This window comes from Lysobacter sp. BMK333-48F3 (genome assembly GCF_019733395.1).
Taxonomy (GTDB): domain Bacteria; phylum Pseudomonadota; class Gammaproteobacteria; order Xanthomonadales; family Xanthomonadaceae; genus Lysobacter.
This window is the reverse complement of record NZ_JAIHOO010000001.1, coordinates 5,132,564-5,154,163: the sequence shown is the minus strand read 5'-3', so window position 1 is coordinate 5,154,163 and position 21,600 is coordinate 5,132,564. Positions and strand designations below refer to the sequence as shown.

At 69.5% G+C, this 21,600-nt stretch carries 20 protein-coding genes and 1 pseudogene; 15 read left to right on the top strand and 6 right to left on the bottom strand.

The window, feature by feature from the left end; all coding sequences use genetic code 11:
• Positions 1-526 precede the first annotated feature (526 nt).
• The 6 genes from K4L06_RS22200 (at position 527) to K4L06_RS22175 (ending at position 7,676) form a co-directional block, all read left to right on the top strand.
• Positions 527-1,210 (top strand): TetR/AcrR family transcriptional regulator, encoded by a 684-nt coding sequence (locus tag K4L06_RS22200; RefSeq protein ID WP_221673425.1) that lies wholly within the window; start codon positions 527-529, stop codon positions 1,208-1,210.
• The gene (locus K4L06_RS22195; protein WP_221673424.1) at positions 1,207-2,181 is read left to right on the top strand and encodes an HlyD family efflux transporter periplasmic adaptor subunit; all 975 of its coding nucleotides are present in this window, start codon (positions 1,207-1,209) and stop codon (positions 2,179-2,181) included. Before K4L06_RS22200 ends, K4L06_RS22195 begins: the two co-directional genes overlap by 4 nt.
• Positions 2,182-2,210: 29 nt before the next feature.
• Complete coding sequence (locus tag K4L06_RS22190; protein ID WP_221673739.1) at positions 2,211-3,149, top strand: ABC transporter ATP-binding protein; 939 nt, start codon at positions 2,211-2,213, stop codon at positions 3,147-3,149.
• Positions 3,146-4,231, top strand: coding sequence for an ABC transporter permease (locus K4L06_RS22185; RefSeq protein WP_221673423.1), 1,086 nt, complete (start codon positions 3,146-3,148; stop codon positions 4,229-4,231). Before K4L06_RS22190 ends, K4L06_RS22185 begins: the two co-directional genes overlap by 4 nt.
• Positions 4,232-4,461: 230 nt before the next feature.
• On the top strand, positions 4,462-6,258 hold the full coding sequence (locus tag K4L06_RS22180; RefSeq protein ID WP_221673422.1) for a DUF1800 domain-containing protein: 1,797 nt from the start codon (positions 4,462-4,464) through the stop codon (positions 6,256-6,258).
• Positions 6,259-6,281: 23 nt separating this feature from the next.
• Positions 6,282-7,676, top strand: coding sequence for a DUF1501 domain-containing protein (locus K4L06_RS22175; RefSeq protein WP_221673421.1), 1,395 nt, complete (start codon positions 6,282-6,284; stop codon positions 7,674-7,676).
• 317 nt (positions 7,677-7,993) lie between these two features.
• Here the strand turns inward: K4L06_RS22175 and K4L06_RS22170 are convergent, their stop codons facing one another.
• Together K4L06_RS22170 and miaB are read right to left on the bottom strand one after the other, a co-directional pair.
• A complete protein-coding gene (locus K4L06_RS22170; protein WP_221673420.1) occupies positions 7,994-8,491 on the bottom strand; it encodes a GNAT family N-acetyltransferase in 498 nt (165 codons plus the stop codon).
• 25 nt (positions 8,492-8,516) lie between these two features.
• A pseudogene (gene miaB / locus K4L06_RS22165) lies at positions 8,517-9,872 on the bottom strand (tRNA (N6-isopentenyl adenosine(37)-C2)-methylthiotransferase MiaB); the annotation flags it as partial.
• Between the two features lie 223 nt (positions 9,873-10,095).
• On the opposite strand from miaB, the gene K4L06_RS22160 reads away from it, so the two are divergent.
• From K4L06_RS22160 to K4L06_RS22135, 6 genes are all read left to right on the top strand, one after another.
• Positions 10,096-11,094 carry a lytic transglycosylase domain-containing protein gene (locus K4L06_RS22160; RefSeq protein WP_221673418.1) on the top strand — a complete coding sequence of 333 codons (999 nt, stop codon included), beginning with the start codon at positions 10,096-10,098 and terminating at the stop codon, positions 11,092-11,094.
• A gap of 297 nt (positions 11,095-11,391) precedes the next feature.
• The gene (gene petA, locus K4L06_RS22155) at positions 11,392-12,003 is read left to right on the top strand and encodes a ubiquinol-cytochrome c reductase iron-sulfur subunit (RefSeq protein ID WP_221673417.1); all 612 of its coding nucleotides are present in this window, start codon (positions 11,392-11,394) and stop codon (positions 12,001-12,003) included.
• A 3-nt stretch (positions 12,004-12,006) separates the two neighbouring features.
• Positions 12,007-13,266, top strand: a complete 1,260-nt coding sequence (locus tag K4L06_RS22150) for a cytochrome bc complex cytochrome b subunit (protein WP_221673416.1) — start codon at positions 12,007-12,009, stop codon at positions 13,264-13,266.
• Complete coding sequence (locus K4L06_RS22145; protein ID WP_221673415.1) at positions 13,259-14,035, top strand: cytochrome c1; 777 nt, start codon at positions 13,259-13,261, stop codon at positions 14,033-14,035. The genes K4L06_RS22150 and K4L06_RS22145 overlap by 8 nt, the downstream gene beginning before the upstream one ends.
• A gap of 184 nt (positions 14,036-14,219) precedes the next feature.
• Positions 14,220-14,855, top strand: coding sequence for a glutathione S-transferase N-terminal domain-containing protein (locus K4L06_RS22140; protein WP_221673414.1), 636 nt, complete (start codon positions 14,220-14,222; stop codon positions 14,853-14,855).
• A gap of 101 nt (positions 14,856-14,956) precedes the next feature.
• Positions 14,957-15,439, top strand: coding sequence for a ClpXP protease specificity-enhancing factor (locus K4L06_RS22135; protein ID WP_221673413.1), 483 nt, complete (start codon positions 14,957-14,959; stop codon positions 15,437-15,439).
• 281 nt (positions 15,440-15,720) lie between these two features.
• Here K4L06_RS22135 and K4L06_RS22130 read toward each other — a convergent pair whose 3' ends face one another.
• From K4L06_RS22130 to K4L06_RS22120, 3 genes are read right to left on the bottom strand one after another with little or no spacing between them, the layout of a single operon-like run.
• Complete coding sequence (locus tag K4L06_RS22130; protein ID WP_221673412.1) at positions 15,721-16,044, bottom strand: DUF3301 domain-containing protein; 324 nt, start codon at positions 16,042-16,044, stop codon at positions 15,721-15,723.
• A gap of 40 nt (positions 16,045-16,084) precedes the next feature.
• Positions 16,085-16,963 carry a carboxylating nicotinate-nucleotide diphosphorylase gene (gene nadC, locus K4L06_RS22125; protein WP_221673411.1) on the bottom strand — a complete coding sequence of 293 codons (879 nt, stop codon included), beginning with the start codon at positions 16,961-16,963 and terminating at the stop codon, positions 16,085-16,087.
• A complete protein-coding gene (locus K4L06_RS22120) occupies positions 16,960-17,229 on the bottom strand; it encodes a Trm112 family protein (RefSeq protein ID WP_221673410.1) in 270 nt (89 codons plus the stop codon). The genes nadC and K4L06_RS22120 overlap by 4 nt, the downstream gene beginning before the upstream one ends.
• A 64-nt stretch (positions 17,230-17,293) precedes the next feature.
• Here K4L06_RS22120 and purE point away from each other — a divergent pair, with 64 nt between their 5' ends.
• The 3 genes from purE (at position 17,294) to K4L06_RS22105 (ending at position 19,549) form a co-directional block, all read left to right on the top strand.
• On the top strand, positions 17,294-17,818 hold the full coding sequence (gene purE, locus K4L06_RS22115; RefSeq protein ID WP_221673409.1) for a 5-(carboxyamino)imidazole ribonucleotide mutase: 525 nt from the start codon (positions 17,294-17,296) through the stop codon (positions 17,816-17,818).
• Positions 17,815-18,954: a 5-(carboxyamino)imidazole ribonucleotide synthase gene (locus K4L06_RS22110; protein ID WP_221673408.1), complete on the top strand. Its 1,140-nt coding sequence runs from the start codon at positions 17,815-17,817 to the stop codon at positions 18,952-18,954. The genes purE and K4L06_RS22110 overlap by 4 nt, the downstream gene beginning before the upstream one ends.
• Before the next feature lie 67 nt (positions 18,955-19,021).
• Positions 19,022-19,549, top strand: coding sequence for a hypothetical protein (locus tag K4L06_RS22105; RefSeq protein WP_221673407.1), 528 nt, complete (start codon positions 19,022-19,024; stop codon positions 19,547-19,549).
• Between the two features lie 21 nt (positions 19,550-19,570).
• Here K4L06_RS22105 and K4L06_RS22100 read toward each other — a convergent pair whose 3' ends face one another.
• Positions 19,571-21,490, bottom strand: coding sequence for an alpha/beta hydrolase (locus K4L06_RS22100; protein ID WP_221673406.1), 1,920 nt, complete (start codon positions 21,488-21,490; stop codon positions 19,571-19,573).
• Positions 21,491-21,600 lie beyond the last annotated feature (110 nt).

Genomic DNA, 21,600 nt, shown 5'->3' with positions numbered 1-21,600 from the left:
TCCAAGGCGACAAAGAAAGTAACCAAAGAAAACGCCATAACTGTTTCGAATCAAGAGCCACTATCGAACGAGGCTCGCGCAGGGCTGCTCCGCACAGGCCATCCTTGGCCTGGCTGCGCACGGCCCGCATCCCTGCGGGCCGCCCTTCGGGGCTACGAGTTGCTATCGCGAGGTCGACTCTGCGCCAAGCTCTTCACGGCAACGGCAACGGCAACGGCAACGGCAACGGCAACGGCAACGGCAGGTGCGATGTCGCTGCGGTTGGGGTAGGAGCGGGGTAAGCCGCGACCAACCGCAGCGGTGGGCGCGAGCGTCGCGGCCGAAGCCCGGGCAATCGGTCGCTTCCGGCAGCACGGCGTGGGGATGGCCGGGCTTGGGGCGCGGCATTGCGGGCCTTCGGTCGTCGCCGCTCATGAGCGTAGGCCGCTCCCACAAAAGCCGCCCAGCCGGATTGGGCCGCCATCGCCGCCGACCGTCCGTCGGCTCGGTCTTGAAAACTAATTAATCATTGAATTAAATATGGCGCATGGACCCGTCAGCCCCCAAGTCGCGCGGACGACCGCGCAAGACCGCCGCCGTGCGCCGCGCCCCCGGGCGGCCGGCCGCGGCCGACAATCCCGATCTGCGCGCGAGCCTGCTCGATGCGGCGATCGCCTGCTATGCCCGCCAGGGCATCGCCGCGACCTCGCTGCGCGCGATCGCCGCCGAGGCCGGGGTCAATCCGGCGCTGCTGCATTACTACTTCGGCGATAAGGAACAACTGCAGCAGGCGGTGGTCGGCGAACGCCTGCTGCCGGTGTTCATGAGCCTGCGCGAGGGCGTGGCGGGCGAGGGCCGCGACGTGTTCGATCTGATCGGCGGTTTCGTCGCCGGCATCGGCCGGATCGTCGCGGCGCATCCGTGGCTGCCCTCGCTGTGGGTGCGCGAGGTGCTGTGCGAAGGCGGCGCGCTGCGCGAGAGCGTGTTGTTCCAGCAGATCGCGCCGGCGCTGCCGAAGATGCTGGCGGCGCGCTTCGCCCAGGCCCAGGCCGAGGGCAAGATCAACCCCGACCTGGATCCGCGCCTGCTGATGGTCAGCCTGATCGGCCTGACCCTGTTCCCGGCCGCCAGCGCGCCGATCTGGCGCCATCTGTTCGACGCCGACGATCTCGACCTGGACCGGCAACGCCAGCACGCGCTGGCCCTGCTCGACCGCGGACTGCAGCCATGACCTATCGACTCGATTTCCCGGTCGCCGCCGCGCGCGCGTCGACCCTGTTGGCCGCGCTGTTGCTGGCCGCCTGCAGCGAACCCGCGCCGCAGGCGCTCGGCACCCTGGAGTGGGACCGAGTCGCCTTGCCGGCGCCGGTCGCGGAAAAAGTGGTGCGCATCGACGTGCGCGAGGGACAGCGGGTGCGCGCCGGCACGCGCCTGCTGCAACTGGAGGCCGACCGCAGCCGCGCCCAGTCGCAGGCGGCGCAGGCGCAGGCGCAGCAATCGGCCGATGCGCTGGCGGAGCTGGAGGCCGGCGCGCGCAGCGAAAGCATCGAGCAGGCGCGCGCCAACCTCGCCGCCGCGCAGGCGCAATCGCGCGACTCGGCGGCCTATTACGCCCGGGTGCAGCCGCTGGGCCGGCAGCGGTTGATCGCCGCGGCCGAGGTCGACCGCGCCCGCGCCGCCGCCGGCAACGCCCAGGCGCAGGTGCGCGCGGCGCAGGCGGCGCTGTTGGAGCTCGAACACGGCACCCGCCGCGAACGCATCGCCCAGGGCCGCGCCGCGCTCGCCGCCGCGCAGGCCCAGGCCGCGGCGCAGGCGATCAACCTGAGCAAACTCGACGTGCTGGCGCCGCGCGACGGCGTGGTCGACAGCCTGCCGTACAAGCTCGGCGACCAGGCCCCGGTCGGCGCGCCGCTGGCGGTGATGCTGGTCGGCGAGCGTCCGTATGCAAGGGTCTATGTGCCCGAGCCGATCCGCGCCGATGTGCGGGTCGGCGGCAGCGCGCGGATCCGCATCGAGGGCCGCGAGCGCGCCTGGACCGGCCGGGTGCGCATGGTCCGCAGCGAACCCAGCTTCACCCCGTACTACGCCCTGACCGGCGAGGACGCGGCGCGGCTGAGCTATCTGGCCGAAGTGGAGTTCACCGAGGCCGATGCGGCCGCGCTGCCGGCCGGGCTGCCGGTGCGGGTCGAGTTCGCGCGATGAGCGCGCTGCCCGACACCGCCGCGCTGGTCATCCGCGCGCGCGGCATGAGCAAGCAGTTCGGCTCGCTGCGCGCGGTCGACCGGGTCGATCTGAGCGTGCCGCGCGCCTGCGTGTACGGCTTTCTCGGCCCGAACGGCTCCGGCAAGTCGACCACCATCCGCATGCTGTGCGGGCTGCTGACCCCGAGCGAAGGCGAGATCGAAGTGCTGGGTCTGAAGATTCCCGCCCAGGCCGAAGCGCTGCGCCGGCGGATCGGCTACATGACCCAGAAGTTCTCGCTGTTCGAGGACCTCAGCGTGCGCGAGAACCTGGAGTTCCTGGCCACGGTGCAGGAACTGCCGCGCGCGCGCGCGCGCCAGCGGGTCGACGAGTTGATCGAGCAGTACCACTTCGGCGATCGCCAGAAGCAACTGGCCGGGACCATGAGCGGCGGGCAGAAGCAGCGCCTGGCCCTGGCCGGCGCGGTGATCCACGAACCCGAGCTGCTGTTCCTGGACGAACCTACCAGCGCGGTCGACCCGGAATCGCGGCGCGATTTCTGGGAAAAACTGTTCGAACTGGCCGATGCCGGCACCACCTTGCTGGTCTCGACCCATTACATGGACGAGGCCGAGCGTTGCCATCGCCTGGCCATCCTCGACCGCGGCGTGCTGGTCGCCGACGGCACCCCGGCCGAGCTCGCCGGCGAACTCGACGGGCGCGCGGTCGAGGTGCTGGCGGCGCAACCGCGCAAGGCGCAGCGGGTGCTGGTCGGCCTGGACGGGGTGCTCAGCGTGGCTCAGGTCGGCAACAGCCTGCGGGTGTTGTTGGCCGATGCGCGTCTGGGCGAACGGGCGCTCGGCGACGCCTTGCGCGCGGCCGGCCTGGAAGCGCAGGTCGGCCGGGCCAAGCCCAACCTGGAAGACGTGTTCGTCTCGGCCACGCGCGGCCGCGAGCGGCGCGCAGCGGACGCGGAGATCGGGCCATGAACCTGCGGCGGCTGTGGGCGATCGTGCTCAAGGAGGTCCGGCAACTGCGCCGCGACCGCATCACCCTGGCGATGATCGTGATGATTCCGGTCGGGCAGCTGGTGCTGTTCGGCTATGCGATCAACCTCAATCCGCGCGGGCTCACTGCGGCGGTCGCCGATCAATCGGGCACGGCCGGCTCGCGCGCCGTGGTGATGGACATGGTCGCGACCGGGGTGATCCGGCCGGTGGCGACGGCCGACACGCCCGAGCAGCTGATGGCGATGCTGCGGCGCGGAGAGATCAGCGTCGGGGTCAGTCTGCCGGCGGATTTCGAACGCCGGCGCATCGACGGCCGCGAAGCGGTGCAGGTGCTGGTCGACGGCAGCGATACGGTGGTGCAGAGCGCGGCGGTGCAGTTGGCGCAATTGCCGATCGACGCCGGCACTGCGCCGCGCAAGACCGCGCCGATCGGGGTGGTCGCGTTCTACAACCCGCAGCGGCGCTCGCCGGTCAACATCGTGCCGGGCCTGATCGGGGTGATCCTGACCATGACCATGGTGATGTTCACCTCGGTGGCGATCGTGCGAGAACGCGAGCGCGGCAACATGGAGCTGCTGATCACCACCCCGGTCAGCCGCACCGAGCTGATGGTCGGCAAGGTGCTGCCGTACGCGCTGATCGGCCTGATCCAGACCACGGTGGTGATCCTGCTCGGGCTGTGGCTGTTCCAGGTGCCGATCCGCGGCAGCGTGCTCGATGTCTACCTGGCGGCGATCCTGCTGATCCTGGCCAACCTGACCCTGGGCCTGATGATCTCGACCAAGGCCGCTTCGCAGTTCCAGGCCATGCAGATGACGGTGTTCATCCTGCTGCCGTCGATCCTGCTGTCGGGCTTCATGTTCCCCTACGCGGGCATGCCGCGGGTCGCGCAGTGGCTGGCCGAGGTGCTGCCGATGACCCATTTCCTGCGCCTGATCCGCGGGGTGATGCTGCGCGGCGCCAGCCTGTGGGAGCTGTGGCCGGACGTGGTCTACCTGGTGGCTTTCATCGCGGTGATGATGAGCCTGGCGGTGGCGCGCTTCCGCAAGCGGCTGGACTGAGCGGCGCATGCGGGATTCGCCGACGCGCGGCTGCGCGCGGCGATCATGCGGCGTCGATGACGATTGTAACGGACTCGTAATTCCGTGATTGTCAATCCGGATTCAGTTGTGTTTCCGATTGAAATCGCGTCGCCGGTCAAATTTCGACGCCGGCCCCGACCCTAGGATCGCTGCCGAACAGCCAGCCTTGGGGGCCTGCAATGAAATCCTTACTTCTGCGCTCAGCGTGGATGGGCGCATCGTCGCGCCTGTTGCTGGCGCTGGGAATCCTGATCGCACTGCGCGGGGTCACGCCGACGCCCGACTACGGCGGGCCGTATCCCGGTGCGCCGGATCCGCTGCAATTGCGCGCCGATCGGGGCGCGACCGGCGCCGCGCCCGTGGCGCGGTTCGCCGACATCCCCGCCAACGACGGCGAAGCCGCGCGCTTCCTGACCCAGGCCACGTTCGGCCCGACCCGCGAGGACATCGACCGGCTCAAGCAGATCGGCTACACCGCCTGGATCAACGAGCAGGTCGGGTTCCCGGCGTCTTCGCAGCTGACGTTCCTCAAGAACGCCAGGGTGCGCAGGCCCGACGATTTCAGCCGCGACTGGCGGCTGGACGCGTGGTTCGTCAACGCCGTAGGCGGCAAGGACCCGATCAAGCCGACCCTGATCGTGCACCGCGATCAACTGCGCCAGCGGGTGGCGTTCGCGCTCAGCCAGATCATGGTGGTGTCGGATGCGACCTCCGATCCGCTCTACCACGCCTCGTACGGGATGAGCCACTACTACGACACCCTGGCCCGCGACGCGTTCGGCAACTTCCGCACCTTGCTCGAGGACGTGACCCTGCATCCGGTGATGGGCATCTATCTGTCGATGCTGCAGAACCGCAAGCCCGATCCGGTCAACAACATCCGTCCCGACGAGAACTTCGCCCGCGAAGTGATGCAGTTGTTCAGCGTCGGCCTGGTCCAACTCAAGCAGGACGGCACGCCGCTGCTGGACGCGGCGCAGCAGCCGATCCCGACCTATGGCCAGGACACCGTCCGCGGCTTCGCCCACGTGTTCACCGGCTGGACCTTCAAGGGCTGCCAGGCCGAAGGTTCGTTCGATTGCTATTTCTACGAAGTCGACGCGCCGGCCTGGGTGTCGCCGATGGAGAACCATGCGGCGTACCACGCCTCGGCGCAGGAGAAGCAGTTGCTGCTGTATCCGGGCGTAAGCCTGCCGGGCGGCAAACTCGCCGCCGGCGGCAGCGGCCGCGCCGACCTGAGCGCGGCGCTGGACAATATCTTCAACCATCCCAACGTCGGGCCGTTCATCGGCAAGCAGCTGATCCAGCGGCTGGTGACCAGCAATCCCAGCCCGGCCTATGTCGGCCGGGTCGCGGCGGCGTTCGACAACAACGGCCAAGGCGTGCGCGGCGACTTGCGCGCGGTGGTCAGCGCGATCCTACTCGACCCCGAAGCGCGCGATCCGGCCGCGCAGCCGGCGCATTTCGGCAAGGTGCGCGAGCCGATCCTGCGCCTGACCCACCTGTGGCGCGCGCTGAAGGGCAAGTCCAAGAGCGGGCACACCGAGGAGTTCTGGAGCGTCGACAACTACCTCGGCCAGGTGCCGATGTACGCGCCGTCGGTGTTCAACTTCTTCAGCCCGCGCTACAGCCCCAACGGCGAGCCGCAGAGCCTGGGCCTGGTGGCGCCGGAGCTGCAGTTGGCGACCGACTACATGATGCCGGCCAACGAAAGCTATCTGATGAGGAAGATCTTCGACGCTTACCTCGGCAATCCGGAAGGCATCGGCACCGACGAGGTGGCGATCGACCTCAGCGCGGAAGTCGCGGTCGCGCACGACATTCCCGCGTTGATCGCGCGCTACGACGCCTTGTTCCTGTCCGGGCAGATGACCGATCAGATGAAGCAGGTGCTGACCCAGCGGCTGTCCGGCATGCCGGCCAACACCACCGCGGCCAAGCGCCTGCGGGTGCAGGAGGCGCTGTACGTGATCGTCAACTCGCCCGATTACATCGTGCAGAAGTAAGCAGGAATACGGAGACAGCACCCATGAAACGTCGGCAATTCCTGACCAACACGATCTGCGCCGCGCTCGGCGGCGCCGGCCTGTATTCCGCGCTCGGCAACCTGCGCCTGGCGCAGGCGGCCGCCAACGCCTACGGACCGTCGCGCTTCGACGATTACAAGGCCCTGGTCTGCGTGTTCCTGTTCGGCGGCAACGATTCGCTGAACATGATCGTGCCGCGCGACGACGGCCACTATCAGCAATACCGCACCGCGCGAGCCACCTTGGCGGTCGAACAGAACCGACTGCTGCCCCTGGCGGCGCAGGCCGGCGGTGGCGCTTCGGACGGCGCGCTGTACGGTCTGCAGGCCTGCACCACCGACGACGACTTGGTCGGCATGGGCGGCCTGCAGGGCTTGTTCAACAGCGGGCAGGCAGCGGTGCTGGGCAATGTCGGCACCCTGATCCGGCCGACCAGCAAGGCCGATTACCTCAATCAGAGGGTAGAGCTGCCGCCGCAGCTGTTCTCGCACAACGACCAGCAGCAGTACTGGCAGGTCTCGCGCACCGGCGAGGGCCGCGGCTTCGGCTGGGCCGGGCACATCGCCGACCTGCTGCGCGACGCCAATCCCGACGCCTTCATTCCGATGTCGGTGTCGCTGAACTTCGAGAGCATCCTGCAACGCGCGAGCCAGTCCAGCCAGTACGTGATCGGCAACGACGGTCCGCGCCAGTTCAGCCGCTTCGAGTGGGACGACGACAGCCGCCGGGCGTTTCTGGAGCTGATGGCGCCAGGCGCGCAGTCGCACGTGTTCGGGCGCAGTTACGCCGGCGCGTTCCGTCGCGCGCGCGAGAACGCCTCGGCGGTGGCGATGGCGCTGGAGGCCTCCGCGCCGTTGCAGACCGCGTTCCCAGAAACAGACCTGGGCAATCAGCTGCGGATGGTGGCGCGGCTGATCAAGGTGCGCGAGGTGCTGGGGCTGAAGCGGCAGGTGTTCTTCGTGTCGATGGGCGGATTCGACCATCACGACAGCCTGCTCGGCGATCAGCCGGGCCTGCTGGCGCGGCTGTCGCAGGCGATGACCGCGTTCCACGCGGCCACCGGCGAACTCGGCGTGGCCGACAAGGTCACCGCGTTCACCGCCTCGGATTTCGGCCGCACCTTGTCGTCCAACGGCGACGGCTCCGACCACGGCTGGGGCGGTCATCACTTCATCGTCGGCGGCGCGGTGCGCGGCGGGCGATTCTTCGGCACCATGCCGACCCTGGTCAACGGCGGGGCCGACGACGCCGGCTGGGGCCAGATCATTCCGACCACCTCGGTGGACCAGTACGGGGCGACCCTGGCGCGGTGGTTCGGGGTCGGCGACAGCGAGTTGGATCTGATCTTCCCGAACTTGGGCAATTTCAACTCGCGCGATCTGGGATTCATGGCCTAGTCGGCCGACGCGGCGCGCGCGCAGTCGCGCGCCGCGTATCTTCGGCAGGCGATGGCCGTGAGCGCGTCTGGCTTTGATGCGAAGGCGGTCATCCAGAGGCCTCGCGCGTTCTCGCACGAAAGGCCCTGGATTCCCGCGTTCGCGGGAATGACGGCAGGTAAGGGCGCGGCGATCGCGTAGGGCGAGCTCAGGAGCAGGCAGGCAACAAGCGCGCGGCCTCAACGAGTCGAGCCGCCACCGCTTTTACGAATCCCGAATCCCGAATCCCGATTCCCCATTCCCCATTCCCCATTCCCCATTCCCGCTTCCGGCCGGCCTCACAACACCCGATACATCACGAACACATCCACCAGCCCCAGCGTGACGTGGCGGAACGCGTTCGGCACCCGGCCGACGATCTCGAAGCCGTGCTTGAGCCACAGGTTGACCGCGGCGGTGTTGGTGCTGACCACGTAGTTGAACTGCATCGCCGCGTAGCCGGCCTGGCTGGCCTGGGTCAGCGAATGCGAGCACAGCGCCGCGCCGATGCCCTGGCCCCAGTAGCGCTCGGCGACCATGTAGCTGGCGTTGGCGATGTGGTCGCCGCGGCCGGCGTAATTCGGACCGAGCTTGTAGCAGGCCAGGATCTCGCCGTCGTCGCCCTCGGCGACGAAGGTCCGGTAGGGCGGGGCGGTCCACATCTCGCGGGCCTTTTCCAGCGACAGTTCGGCCGGGTAGTTGTAGCTCTCGCCGCGGGCCAGCACTTCGCGGAAGATCGGCCAGACGCGTTCGAATTCGTCGGGGCCGATCTCGCGGATGTTGAAATCGCGGTCCATGCGCAACGGTCTCCTCGGGGCTGGGTCAGGCGGCGTCGCGGTCCTGGTCGGTGAGCACCCGGCCGCGCAGCGAGTTGGACATGGCCTCGGTGATCAGCACGTCGACGAACCGGCCGATCAGCCGCGGCGGAGCGGGGAAGTTCACCGAACGCATGTTCTCGGTCTTGCCGGTGAGCTCGTTGGGGTTCTTGCGCGAGGGCCCTTCGACCAGCACCGTCTGCACGCTGCCGACCATGGCCTGGGAGATCTTCGCCGCGTTGGCGTTGATCGCCGCCTGCAGGCGCGACAGGCGCGCGTGCTTTTCCTCGTTGGAGACGGTGTCCTCCAGGTCCGCGGCCGGGGTGCCCGGGCGGCGCGAATAGATGAACGAGAACGACTGGTCGAAGCCGACGTCCTCGATCAGCTTCATGGTCTTGTCGAAATCGGCCTCGGTCTCGCCGGGGAAGCCGACGATGAAGTCCGAGGAGATCGAGATGTCCGGGCGCACCGCGCGCAGCTTGCGGATTTTCTGCTTGAACTCCAGCGCGGTGTAGCCGCGCTTCATCGCCGCCAGGATCCGGTCGCTGCCGGCCTGCACCGGCAGGTGCAGGTAGTTGGCCAGCTGCGGCACGTCGCGGTAGGCCTCGACCAGCGAGTCGGAGAACTCCAGCGGGTGCGAGGTGGTGAAGCGGATCCGGTCGACGCCGTCGATCTGGGCGATGGTGCGGATCAGCAGGCCCAGGTCGGCGACCTCGGCCTCGCCGCCGTTCTCGCCCGGCGCCATCGGCCCGCGGTAGGCGTTGACGTTCTGGCCGAGCAGGTTGATCTCGCGCACGCCCTGGCCGGCCAGCTGCGCCACTTCCACCAGCACGTCCTCGAACGGCCGGCTGACCTCCTCGCCGCGGGTGTAGGGCACCACGCAGAACGAGCAGTACTTGCTGCAGCCTTCCATGATCGAGACGAAGGCGCTGGGGCCTTCGGCGCGCGGCTCGGGCAGGCGGTCGAACTTCTCGATCTCCGGGAAGCTGATGTCGACCTGGGGCAGGCCGGTCTCGCGCTTGGCGCGGATCAGCTCGGGCAGGCGGTGCAGGGTCTGCGGGCCGAACACCAGGTCGACGTGCGGGGCGCGCTTGACGATCGCCGCGCCCTCCTGCGAGGCGACGCAGCCGCCGACGCCGATGATGACCGGGCGCTCGCCCTGCTTGAGCTGCTTCCAGCGGCCGAGCTGGCTGAACACCTTCTCCTGGGCCTTCTCGCGGATCGAGCAGGTGTTGATCAGGATGACGTCGGCTTGCGAGGCGTCGTCGGTGAGTTCCAGTCCGTCGCTGGCGGCGAGCACGTCGGCCATCTTGGCCGAGTCGTACTCGTTCATCTGGCAACCGTGGGTCTCGATGAACAGCTTCTTGGCCCCCGGCGTGGACGGCCGGGCGGCGCCCGCGGCCGGCGCCGTGGGCAGGGGGTGCAGGTCGGTCATGGTCGGTCCGGGGAGGGCGGCGGTTAGTCCGCGCCGGAAGGGGGCGCCAGTGTAGCCGCAACCGGGGCCCGGCGGGCCCTGTCCGCGCCGCCGGTCACGTTTCAGTATCAAAGACTTGGCAGTTCGGGCGCGGCAGAGGACACTCGCCGCCATGAGGGGGAGCTCACTACTGTTGGGGATGGCTTGTCTGCTGGCCGTGGCGCCGGCCGTGGCCGGCACCGTCTGGCGCTGCGAGAACGCCGCCGGCGAGCGCAGCTACGTCAGCAAGAAGCCCAAGGGCCAGACCTGCGTGGTCGCCAGCCAGTACACCAGCCGCGCCAGCCGGCCGCGCAACCCGACCCCGGCGGCGTACGCGCCGCCGCCGGCCGCCAGCGTCGCCGCGCTCGGCGCGCCGGCCACGGTCAACAACAACCCGCCGGCGACCTACAGCGGCGCCGCGGCGATGATGACCGCGGCCGGACTCAAGCCCGCTGCGCCGGCCGCCGACGCCGCCAATGCGATCGCCCCGACGGCCCCGCCGCCGGCCCCGGCCCCGGCCCCGGCCGCGCCGCAGGCGGCGCCGACCCGGCTGGTCCAGGGCCAGGTCTACTCCTATATCAAGGACGGCGTGCGCCACTACACCAGCAAGCGGCCGAAGGGATTGGCCAGCGCCACCGCGGTGCGCACGATCCGCTATTCCTTCATCGAGACCTGCTTCGCCTGCGCGGCCCGGCCCGGGGTCAACTTCGGCACCCTGCGCCTGAACACCGAGGCCTACTCCAACGAGATCGCCGCGGCGGCGCGCCAGCACGGGGTCGAAGAGGCCATCGTCCGCGCCATCATCCACGCCGAGTCGGCCTACAACCCGAACGCGATGTCGCGGGTCGGCGCGCAGGGGCTGATGCAGCTGATGCCGGCGACCGCGCGCCGGTTCGGCGTCGGCAACGCCTTCGACGCCGGGCAGAACATCCAGGGCGGGGTGCAGTACCTGGCCTGGCTGCTGAAGCGCTTCAACGGCAACCTGACTCTGGCCGCGGCCGGCTACAACGCCGGCGAGGGCGCGGTCGACAAGTACAAGGGCGTGCCGCCGTACAGCGAAACCCAGCGCTACGTGCAGCGGGTGGCGGTGCTGGCCGAACGCTACCGTGCCGCGGCGACCGTGGCGCGCTGAGCCCGGCTGCGCCGCGGGGACGGCGGCGCGGCAGCCCGGGAAACGGGGTTTTTCCCTGGGATTTACCGTGTTTCACGCCGCGCTCGCGGCGGCCGCCGGCCGCCGCCGGGGCAGGCTGCGGGCGCACAAGTGTGGGCGGTGGGGATTTTCGCAATAGGGCCGATTGTCGCGCCCTTAACGGTTCCGCTACACTTCCCTGTCTTTTGAGCCGCCAGCCTTTCGCCAGTGGTACAAGTAGTCGCTCCTGGTGCAGGTCTTCGCGGCGTAACTTCGAACTGCAGTTTTGCGGAGTGCCGGATGGCCAACCAAGGGGTCCACGATCCTATCAACACGGGCCGGCGTCGGTTCCTGACCGCGACCACGGCTGTGGTCGGCGCAGTCGGAGCCGGCTTTGCGGCGGTGCCTTTCATCAAGTCCTGGAACCCCAGCGCGCGCGCCAAGCTCGCCGGCGCTCCGGTGACGGCCGACATCAGCGCGCTGGCCGAGGGCCAGCGCCTGGTCCTGGAGTGGCGCGGCCAGCCGATCTGGATCGTCAAGCGCTCCAAGGCGATCCTCGACGCGCTGCCGACCCTGGACTCGCATCTGCGCGATCCCAAGTCGGACAACAAGGACCAGCAGCCCGACTACATCAAGGGCGAGCTGCGTTCGATCAAGCCCGACGTCTCGGTGCTGGTCGGCCTGTGCACCCATCTGGGCTGCTCGCCGGAAATGAAGGCCGAGATCCGCCCCGAACCGTTCGATCCGGCGTGGAAGGGCGGCTACTTCTGCCCCTGCCACAAGTCGCGCTTCGACATGGCCGGGCGCGTGTTCCAGGGCGTTCCCGCTCCGACCAACCTGCTGGTGCCGCCGCACCACTACGAGAACGACACCACGATCGTGATCGGCGTTGACCCGAAGGGAGCGGCGTAAGCCATGGCCAACATCCTCACCCGCACCGCCAACAACGTGTTCGACTGGGTCACCGCCCGCGCGCCCGGCATGATGCCGGTCTACCGCAAGCACATGACCGAGTACTACGCGCCGAAGAACTTCAATCTTTGGTATTACTTCGGTTCGCTCGCCCTGCTGGTGCTGGTCAACCAGATCGTCACCGGCATCTTCCTGACGATGCACTTCAAGCCGAGCGCGGCCGAGGCCTTCGCCTCGGTCGAGTACATCATGCGCGACGTGGAGTGGGGCTGGCTGATCCGGTACATGCATTCGACCGGCGCCTCGCTGTTCTTCATCGTCGTCTACCTGCACATGTTCCGCGGCCTGATCTACGGCTCGTACCAGAAGCCGCGCGAGCTGGTGTGGATCCTGGGCATGTTCATCTACCTGGTGCTGATGGCCGAAGCCTTCATGGGCTACGTGCTGCCGTGGGGCCAGATGTCGTTCTGGGGCGCCAAGGTCATCATCTCGCTGTTCGGCGCGATCCCGGTGATCGGCAACGGCCTGACCGAGTGGATCATGGGCGACTACCTGCCCGGCGACGCCACCCTCAACCGCTTCTTCGCCTTGCACGTGATCGCGCTGCCGCTGGTGCTGCTGCTGCTGGTCGTGCTGCACCTGGGCGCGCTGCACGAGGTCGGCTCCAACAACCCCGACGGCGTCGACATCAAGTACGGCCCGAAGGGCAACCGCTGGGATCCGAGCAAGCCGGCCGACGGCATTCCGTTCCATCCGTACTACACGGTCAAGGACCTGGTCGGGGTCGGTTTCTTCCTGATCATCGCCGCCTTCATCATCTTCTTCGCCCCGGCCTTCGGCGGCTGGTTCCTCGAGCACGACAACTTCACCGAGGCCAACCGCCTGGTGACGCCGGAGCACATCAAGCCGGTGTGGTACTACACCCCGTACTACGCGATGCTGCGGGTGATTCCGCACAAGCTGTCGGGCGTGCTGGTGATGTTCGGCGCGATCGCGGTGCTGTTCTTCGTGCCCTGGCTGGACCGCAGCAAGGTCAAGTCGCACCGCTACCGCGGCTGGATCACCAAGCTGATGCTCGGCGTGCTGGCGGTGTGCTTCCTGTGGCTGGGCAAGATCGGCGCCGGCCCCGGCACCGACCCGGTCGAGACCATCATCGGCCGGGTGCTGACCTTCCTGTACTTCGCCTTCTTCATCACCATGCCGCTGTGGACCAAGCTGGACAAGACCAAGCCGGTACCGGAACGGGTGACGATGCATGACTAAGACCAGCCAGCCGTCCTTGAAGAAGAACCGCATCGTGAAGAAGCTCGCCACCTTCGCCGCCGGCCTGCTCGTGTCGGCCACCGCCTTCGCCTCCGGCGGCGGCGACCTGATGCAGTCGGGCACCGACCTGAGCGACCGCGCCTCGCTGCAGCGCGGCGCCCAGCTGTACATGAACTACTGCTCGGGCTGCCACTCGCTGAAGTACCTGCGTTATTCGCGCATGGCCGAGGACCTGGGCCTGAGCGAAGACGAGGTGATGAAGAACCTCAACTTCACCGGCGCCAAGTTCGGCGAGCAGATCCAGGTCAGCCTGACCCCGGAGCACGCCAACCAGTGGTTCGGCAAGATGCCGCCGGACCTGAGCCTGATCACCCGCGTGCGCGGCAGCGACTGGGTCTACACCTACCTGAATTCGTTCTACCTCGACGAGTCCCGTCCGCTGGGCTGGAACAACAAGCTGTTCCCGAACGCCTCGATGCCGAACCCGTTGTGGGAGCTGCAGGGACTGCAGCACGCCGAGTTCGGCGAACCCGACAAGACCACCGGCGAGCGTCCGGTGCACGCGCTCAAGGTCGCCCAGCCCGGCTCGCTCGACGAGCAGGGCTTCAAGACCGCGGTGCGCGACATCACCACATTCCTCGAGTACGCCGCCGAGCCGGCCGCGCTCAAGCGCCAGAGCATCGGCGTTTGGGTGATCCTGTTCCTGGCGTTGTTCACCTTCATCGCGTATCTGTTGAAGACCGAGTACTGGCGCGACGTGGAGCACTGATCCCGTCCAGCGAAAAGCCCGGGCCGCAAGGCGCGGGCTTTCCGTCTTCGGAGCGGCCGGGGAGCCGCCGGCGAGGATGCGGACGGGCGCAGAACCAGGCACGGGCTCGAGGCCGTGACGACCTTCCACAGCGGGTGGAGGGCGTCTTGCGACTGGCGGATTCCGGTCGCTGGAGAGGTCGATGATGGCGGCGAGCCCCCGTATGCGTAATGCCCTGACTCTGTTTTCGTCCACCGATTGCGTGCTGTGCCATCGTGTCCGCCTGGTCCTGGCGGCCAAGGGCGTCAGCTACGACCTGATTCCGGTCGACCCGCAGAATCCGCCGGAAGATCTCGTCGACCTCAACCCCTATCACTCGGTGCCGACCCTGGTCGAGCGCGACCTGGTCCTGTATGCGGCCAGCGTGGTCAGCGAGTACCTGGACGAACGCTACCCGCATCCGCCGCTGATGCCGGTCGATCCGCTGTCCCGCGCCCGCCTGCGCCTGGCCATGCTGCGCCTGGAGCACGACTGGGTGCCGCAGGTGCAGGCGATCCAGATGGGCAACAAGGTCCAGGCCGAGGCCGCGCGCAAGCGGCTCAAGGAGCTGCTGACCGCCTCGGTGCCGCTGTTCAAGGCCAGCAAGTTCTTCCTCAACCCCGAGATGAGCCTGGCCGACTGCGCCATGGCGCCGATCATCTGGCGCCTGCCCTCGCTGGACGTGGCCCTGCCCAAGGACGGCAAGGCGATCGAGGACTACGGCAACCGGATCTTCCGCAGCCCCGGGTTCGGCCGCAGCCTGACCGACCAGGAACGCCGCCTGCGCGACCTGCCGGTCTGAGGCCCCCGGCGCCGCGGGCGCCGGGCGCGCCGCGGTGCCGGATCGGGGCCTTCGCCGCCGACGCCTCGTCGCGCATGCCGGCATGGGGCTAAAATGCCGGCATGACCGAAAGCAGCTCGACGATGACCAGCCACCGCCCCTATCTGCTGCGGGCGCTGTACGAGTGGATCGCCGATAACGGCATGACTCCGCACCTGCTGGTCGACGCGACCCGTCCCGCCGTGCAGGTGCCCACCCACGCGGTCAAGGACGGCAAGATCGTCCTCAACGTCGCCGCGCGCGCGGTCTCGCACCTGGAAATGGGCAACGACGTGATCCGTTTCAGCGCCCGCTTCGGCGGCGTCAGCCATCCGGTCTCGGTGCCGGTCGGCGCGGTGCTGGCGATCTACGCCCGCGAAACCGGGCAGGGCATGGCCCTGCCGGAAGACGTCGGCATGGAGGATGCAGGCCCGGAGGACGAGGGCGCCGAGACCGCGCCGCCGCCGCTGACCGCGGTGCCGAACGACCCCAGCGACGGCGGCGACGACGACGGCCCGCAGCCGCCCACGCCGCGCCGCGGCGGGCATCTGCGCATCGTCAAATAAGCGCGCTGCGTCCTCGGGGTAGGAGCGGCGTCCCGCAGGGATTTCCTCTGGTCACGAGCCGTGACCGCCATGTCCCGTTTTCGCAGCGCGGTCTTCGGCCGCTTCTGTAGGAGCGGCGTGAGCCGCGACCACGGCAGCGGTGAGATGCCAGGCCTGCGTCAGGAATTACGCTGATCGGCATGGGCGTGCACAGCGCTCGTATGGCCGGGCTTCGGGCAACTGCGCTCGCGTACGTCGCTGCGATTGTCGCGGCTCACGCCGCTCCTACAGGAAGCCGGGGCTCAGTGCAGCGACGCCGGCGCGCGCGCCACCGGGCCGCTGAAGGCGATCAGGCGGCCGTCGCGCAGGACCAGGCGGCCGACATGGCGGTCTTCGCCGTCGATCGAATAGTCGAAGCGGAAGGTGCGCTCGAAACCCAGCCAGCCGCTTTCGCGCCGGATCAGGCGCAGGCCGATGGCGTGCACGCTCTGGTCCAGCCATTGCACGCCGGCCGCACGGCAGGCGTCGCGGCCGACCGCCTCGGCGCGTTCGGCGGCGGCGCGGCCCGCGCTCCAGAAAGCGAAGGCGGCGGCGCCGAAGATCATCAGCAGGATCAGGGTAGGCATGGCGCAGTTGTGGCGGCGGCGAGGGGCAAAGCCAAGGGGGTCAGCCCGGCGGCGGACCGAGTTTCAGCGAAAGGTCGATCGCGCGCACATGTTTGGTCAGGCCGCCGATCGAGATGCAGTCGACCCCGTCCTGCGCGATCGCGCGCAGGCCGTCCAGGTCCACGCCGCCGGACACTTCCAGCGGAATCCGCCCGGAATACGGCGCGGCGCGGGCGATGCGCACCGCTTCGCGCCGGGTCGCGGCGTCGAAGTCGTCGATCAGGATCCGGTCGCAGCCCTGCTCCAGGGCCTCGCCCAACTGTTCCAGGGTCTCGACTTCGACGATCAGCGGCAGCTGCGGGTAGCGCGCCCGCGCGCCCTGGATCGCCGCGGTCAGCGAGCCGGCGGCGCGGACGTGGTTTTCCTTGAGCATGACCGCGTCGTACAGGCCGATGCGGTGGTTGACCCCGCCGCCGACCCGGACCGCGTACTTCTGCGCCAGGCGCAGGCCGGGCAGGGTCTTGCGGGTATCGAGGATGCGGGTGCCGGTGCCGCGCACCGCCTCGACGTAGCGGGCGGTGACGGTGGCGGTGCCGGACAGGGTCTGGAGGAAGTTTAGCGAGGCGCGCTCGGCGCTGACCAGGGCGCGGGCGCGGCCCTGCAGGGTCGCCAGCACCGTGCCCTTGGCGACCCGGTCGCCCTCGGCGACGCGCCAGTCGATGACCACGTCCGGGTCGAGCGCGCGGTGGCAGGCGTCGAACCAGGGCCGGCCGCAGACCACCGCGTCCTCCTTGCACAGCAGGTAGGCGCTGTCGGCGGCGTCGGGCAGCAGCGAGGCGGTGACGTCGCCGGGGCCGAGGTCCTCGGCCAGGGCGTCGGCGACGTCGGCCTCGATCTCGCCCGCCGGCGGCGGGGTCAGGTCGCGGTCGGCGGCGCTCATGCCGCCGGCAGGCCGTCGATCTGGGCCGCGGCGATGGCGTTCTCCGCGTCCAGCAGCGGAATCCCGTCGTCGACCAGGTAGACGATCTTGCGGTCGCGGGTGATCAGCGCCTCGCGCTGGGTCTGAGTCTGGGCGTCGCCGCTGCCGCGGACCACCGCGCCGGCGGCGATCGCCGCGTTCAAGGCCTGCAGACCGCGGCCGTCCAGGGGCAGCAGCGGCTGGCGGGTGGTCGGGCAGACGAGCAGGTCGAGCAATTTGCGATCCATACGGTGCGGTGCCGGTACGACGGGACAGGGCGTTAGAATACGTCTTTGCGCCAAGGCACGTCCCATGTCCCCAGCCCAGAGTTCCGCCCCCCCGTCCGCTCCGCCGCCGCTGGTCGGCATCGTCATGGGCTCGCGCTCGGACTGGGAGACCATGCAGCACGCCGCCGCCAAGCTGGAGGCGCTGGGCGTCCCGCACGAGGTCCGGGTGGTCTCGGCCCATCGCACCCCGGACGTGTTGTTCGAATACGCCGACACCGCCGCCGCGCGCGGCCTGCGCGCGATCATCGCCGGCGCCGGCGGCGCCGCCCACCTGCCGGGCATGCTCGCGGCCAAGACCGCGGTGCCTGTGCTCGGCGTGCCGGTGCAGTCCAAGGCCCTCAACGGCATGGACTCGCTGCTGTCGATCGTGCAGATGCCGGCCGGCATCCCGGTCGCGACCTTCGCCATCGGCAACGCCGGCGCGGCCAACGCCGGCCTGTTCGCGGCCGCGCTGCTGGCCGCCGAGTATCCGGCGATCGGCGCCGCGTTGAGCGCGTTCCGCGCCCGCCAGACCGACGACGTGCTGGCCAACGACGACCCGCGCCGATGACCACCGTCGGCATCCTCGGAGGCGGGCAGCTGGCCCGCATGCTGGCCCTGTCGGGCGCGCCGCTGGGCTTGCGTTTCCTGGTCCTGGACAACACCGCCGACGCCTGCGCCGGCCAGTTCGCGCCGATGGTGGTGGGCGATTACACCGACCAGCCGGCGCTGGACGAGTTCGCCTCCAAGATCGACGTGGCGACCTTCGATTTCGAGAACGTGCCGGCCGAATCGGCGCACTGGCTGGCCGAGCGCCGGCCGGTGTTCCCGAGCCCGCGCGCGCTGGCCGTGGCCCAGGACCGCCTGGCCGAGAAGACCCTGTTCCGCGAACTCGGCATTCCGGTGCCGGACTTCGCCCCGATCGACACCCGCGAGCAATTGATCGACGCGGTGGCGCGGATCGGCACGCCCTGCATCCTCAAGACCCGCCGCCTGGGCTACGACGGCAAGGGTCAGTTCCGGATCAAGACTCCGCACGACCTCGACGCCGCCTGGGACGCGCTCGGCGCGCAGGCCGACAAGGTCGGGCTGATCCTGGAAGGCTTCGTGCGCTTCGAGCGCGAACTGTCGGTGGTCGCGGTGCGCGGCCGCGACGGCGAGTTCCGCGCCTGGCCGATCACCGAGAACTGGCACGTCGACGGCGTGCTCTCGGCCAGCCTGGCGCCGGCGCGGGTCGACGATGCGCTGGCCGCGACCGCGATCGCCCACGCCGGCAAGCTGGCGCAGGCGTTGGACTACGTCGGCGTGTTCGCGCTGGAACTGTTCTGCCGCGACGGCGTGCTGCTGGCCAACGAGCTCGCCCCGCGCGTGCACAACTCCGGCCACTGGACCATCGAAGGCAGCGAGACCTCGCAGTTCCAGAACCATCTGCGCGCCGTGCTCGGCCTGCCGCTGGGCGACACGCGCATGCTCGGCCAGGCCTGCATGCTCAACTGGATCGGCGCGATGCCCGAGGCCGCGCCGGTGCTGGCCGAGGCCGGCGGCCACTGGCACGACTACGGCAAGTCCGCGCGCGCCGGGCGCAAGGTCGGCCACGCCACCTTGCGCGCCGACGATCCGGCCGAGCTGGCCGCGGCGCTGCGCCGGGTCGGCGCCGCGCTGGGGCGCGAGGACCAGGTCGAGCCGGTCATCGCCGCGTTGCGCTGAGGTGGCTTGGCTGGTCCGTCCTCCGCGTTCTCCACCGCGCCTGTTGGCGCGGTGGGGCGGGACGTTGATGGGCGTCTATATCGTCGCCAGCATCGCGTGGCTGGTGGCGATCGAGAGCACGTTGAACGGCGGCTTCTACGAGTCGGTGGCTTGGCTGTGGCTGCCGTTGCTGGCAATCGTCGCGGCTTATGCCTGGTGCTACCGGCATTGGTTGACGCAGCGGCTGCGCCGACGCTGGAAGGTCGTGGGGTACGCCGCGATGACGTGTGGGTTGCTGTTGTTGATGAGCTGGCCGTACTGGATGGCCGCCAATGCCCTGGTCGACCGCGGTGAAATGGTCTTGCATGGCCCCTTGACGAAAAAATACATCGCCGGTGCGCGCTACCGCGCGAACGCATTGGAGTTCCGCGATCTGGCCACCGGGCAGATAGCCTCGGTCCCGGTGAGCCCCCAGCTCTACCATGCCGCGAGCCCCGGGGCGCAGGTCCGTTGCGTTTTCCGCAGGGGCTGGTTCGGCATCGCGTATCGCTGGCGCAAGTCCTCGATTGGGCCACCTTGCACGATCCAGCCTCAGCGCAACGGTCCGCCGAACTGAGTCGGACGAGCAGGCTAGCGCTCAACCGCCCCCATCGCGCTGCAATTCCACCGCGGTCCGGCGCAACTTGGCGTCGAGCAGGGGCGTGGCGCGGATCGACTTGGCTTCCGAGTAGGCGCGCGCGGCGCCGGCGGTGTCGCCCTGGGCCTTGAGCACGTCGCCCTGCAGCGACAGGCCTTCGCGACGGGTCGCCGGGATCGACTGCAGCTTGACCGACAGCTCGCGCACCGCCGGTGTGGCGGCGACGGTGGGCGCGGTCACGGCGGGTGCGGTCACCACCGGGTCGCGTCGCGGCTCGGGGCGCGGGGCGGTGTCGGGGCGCGGCGCGGTGCCGGCCGGGCGTTCGCGCGGCGGCAGGTCCTGACGCAGTTTCGGCGCCACCGGCACGTCGTCGCGGCCGGACTGGGCCGAGATCTGCGCCGCGACCTGCTGGACCGCGACCGATTTGGCCACGCTGGGGTAACGGCGCTCGACCGTGCGCAGGGCGGCGACCGAAGAGTCGAGCATGCCCAGCTCCGACAGGGTGTCGGCGGCGGCGACCCAGCGCGCGCCGGCCGGCAGGTCCGGACGCTCGGCGGCGATCGAGGCCTGTGCGGCCTCGGCCACGGCCTGCCACTTGGCCTGGTCGGGCAAATCCTGGAAGGCGACGCCGCCGTCGGACGCTTCGATCCGGGCGTTGATCGCTTCGGCGGTGGTCTCCAGCCGCTGCGCCTTGGCCGCCTGCGCCGCGGCCAGGTCCGGGATCCGCACCACCACCGTGCGCTCCGGCTGAGAGGCCAGTTGCAGGGTGAAGCGGTACTCCGGCTGCGGCGCGCCGTAAACGAACAGGCGCAGGTCTTCGCGGCCGCCGGCGGGGATCAGCTTGGGCGTGGTTTCCGGCGAGATCCACAGCTTGGAGTTTTGCGGCAGGGCGATGCGATAGCTCTGGCTGGTCGCGCTCTTGTTGACCAGGCCGGCGTGGTTGAGGTCGTCGGCGCGCTGCAGCACGTAGCTCCAGCCGTCCGCCTCGGGCACGAAGTCCGGCGTGTCCCAGGCCGAGGCCTCCAGCCGCGGCAGCGCGTAGCGGCGCAAGGCATTCACCAGCTTGACCACCGACTCGTGCTCCTGCCGGTCGGGCTTGACGATGCTGATGTGGTCGGCGCCGGCGATGCCGGGCGGGGCCTCGTCGCAGAAGCGGGTGGCGCTGGTCCACTTGACGATCATCTGGCCGTGAGTGGTCACGGTTTCGTAGGCGCAGATCACCTTGGGCGCGCGGCCGGCGGCTTTCAGCCCGGTCCAGTCGTCGCTGAGCTGCTTGAGGTAGTCGTTGCCGTCGGCCGGCAGCATTTGCCGGATGGCGTTGTTCTGGACCACGTACTTGGCGATGCGGGTGATGTCCGAGCCCTCCTGCGGAGTGGCGTAGAACATCAGCAGCGGCACCTTGGCGCTGAGTTCCGGGTGCGAGATCAGCTCGCGCATCGCCACCAGCCCGCCCATGCTGTGGGCGACGAACACCACCGTGTCGTACTCGGTCACGCCGTGGTACTGCAGGTATTCGTGCAGCTTGAGCGAGGCCTCGCGGATGTCCTGCGAGCCCTGGCCGAACATGCGCGAGGTGAAGCCGAAGGCGTAGGTGTCGACCTTGTCGCCGACCCCGGGCGCGCTGCTCAGCAGGTCGAAAAAGCGCGCGCCGTTGGCGTGGGTCCAGGTGCCGAGGGTGTCGCCGAAGATGCCGTGGACGAACACCACCGCGATCTTGGCGCGCGGCTGGGCCTGGCGGATCCAGCGCGGGTCGGTGGTGTTGGCCGGCGCCTGCGCGGTCTGGCCGCCCGGGTCGGGGCCGGGCGCGGGCTTGGGTCCGGGGCAGGCGGCCAGGCCCAGGGCGAGCGCGGCGGCGAAGACGCCGCGCGCTGCCGCCCGGGCGTTGCGGCCGATGCGGTGGCTGCGGCCGATCCTGTTCATGGCGTGCGGGCTCCTGCGGCGGCGATGCGTGCATATCCAGCAACGCAACGCCGGCGCGGAACCGGTCTGGCGACCGACGGCGGCGCAAAAAAAGACGGCCGGGTCGCCCC

What these genes read in the sequence shown, in the direction of transcription:
- K4L06_RS22180 (WP_221673422.1), top strand. Translation starts at nt 4,462, where the DNA reads ATGGGCGCATCGTCGCGCCTGTTGCTGGCGCTGGGAATCCTGATCGCA.
- K4L06_RS22200 (WP_221673425.1), top strand. Translation starts at nt 527, where the DNA reads ATGGACCCGTCAGCCCCCAAGTCGCGCGGACGACCGCGCAAGACCGCC.
- K4L06_RS22185 (WP_221673423.1), top strand. Translation starts at nt 3,146, where the DNA reads ATGAACCTGCGGCGGCTGTGGGCGATCGTGCTCAAGGAGGTCCGGCAA.
- K4L06_RS22140 (WP_221673414.1), top strand. Translation starts at nt 14,220, where the DNA reads ATGGCGGCGAGCCCCCGTATGCGTAATGCCCTGACTCTGTTTTCGTCC.
- K4L06_RS22130 (WP_221673412.1), bottom strand. Translation starts at nt 16,044, where the DNA reads ATGCCTACCCTGATCCTGCTGATGATCTTCGGCGCCGCCGCCTTCGCT.
- K4L06_RS22175 (WP_221673421.1), top strand. Translation starts at nt 6,282, where the DNA reads ATGAAACGTCGGCAATTCCTGACCAACACGATCTGCGCCGCGCTCGGC.
- nadC (WP_221673411.1), bottom strand. Translation starts at nt 16,963, where the DNA reads ATGAGCGCCGCCGACCGCGACCTGACCCCGCCGCCGGCGGGCGAGATC.
- K4L06_RS22120 (WP_221673410.1), bottom strand. Translation starts at nt 17,229, where the DNA reads ATGGATCGCAAATTGCTCGACCTGCTCGTCTGCCCGACCACCCGCCAG.
- K4L06_RS22150 (WP_221673416.1), top strand. Translation starts at nt 12,007, where the DNA reads ATGGCCAACATCCTCACCCGCACCGCCAACAACGTGTTCGACTGGGTC.
- K4L06_RS22100 (WP_221673406.1), bottom strand. Translation starts at nt 21,490, where the DNA reads ATGAACAGGATCGGCCGCAGCCACCGCATCGGCCGCAACGCCCGGGCG.
- K4L06_RS22160 (WP_221673418.1), top strand. Translation starts at nt 10,096, where the DNA reads ATGAGGGGGAGCTCACTACTGTTGGGGATGGCTTGTCTGCTGGCCGTG.
- K4L06_RS22170 (WP_221673420.1), bottom strand. Translation starts at nt 8,491, where the DNA reads ATGGACCGCGATTTCAACATCCGCGAGATCGGCCCCGACGAATTCGAA.
- petA (WP_221673417.1), top strand. Translation starts at nt 11,392, where the DNA reads ATGGCCAACCAAGGGGTCCACGATCCTATCAACACGGGCCGGCGTCGG.
- K4L06_RS22105 (WP_221673407.1), top strand. Translation starts at nt 19,022, where the DNA reads ATGGGCGTCTATATCGTCGCCAGCATCGCGTGGCTGGTGGCGATCGAG.
- K4L06_RS22110 (WP_221673408.1), top strand. Translation starts at nt 17,815, where the DNA reads ATGACCACCGTCGGCATCCTCGGAGGCGGGCAGCTGGCCCGCATGCTG.
- K4L06_RS22145 (WP_221673415.1), top strand. Translation starts at nt 13,259, where the DNA reads ATGACTAAGACCAGCCAGCCGTCCTTGAAGAAGAACCGCATCGTGAAG.
- K4L06_RS22195 (WP_221673424.1), top strand. Translation starts at nt 1,207, where the DNA reads ATGACCTATCGACTCGATTTCCCGGTCGCCGCCGCGCGCGCGTCGACC.
- K4L06_RS22135 (WP_221673413.1), top strand. Translation starts at nt 14,957, where the DNA reads ATGACCGAAAGCAGCTCGACGATGACCAGCCACCGCCCCTATCTGCTG.
- purE (WP_221673409.1), top strand. Translation starts at nt 17,294, where the DNA reads ATGTCCCCAGCCCAGAGTTCCGCCCCCCCGTCCGCTCCGCCGCCGCTG.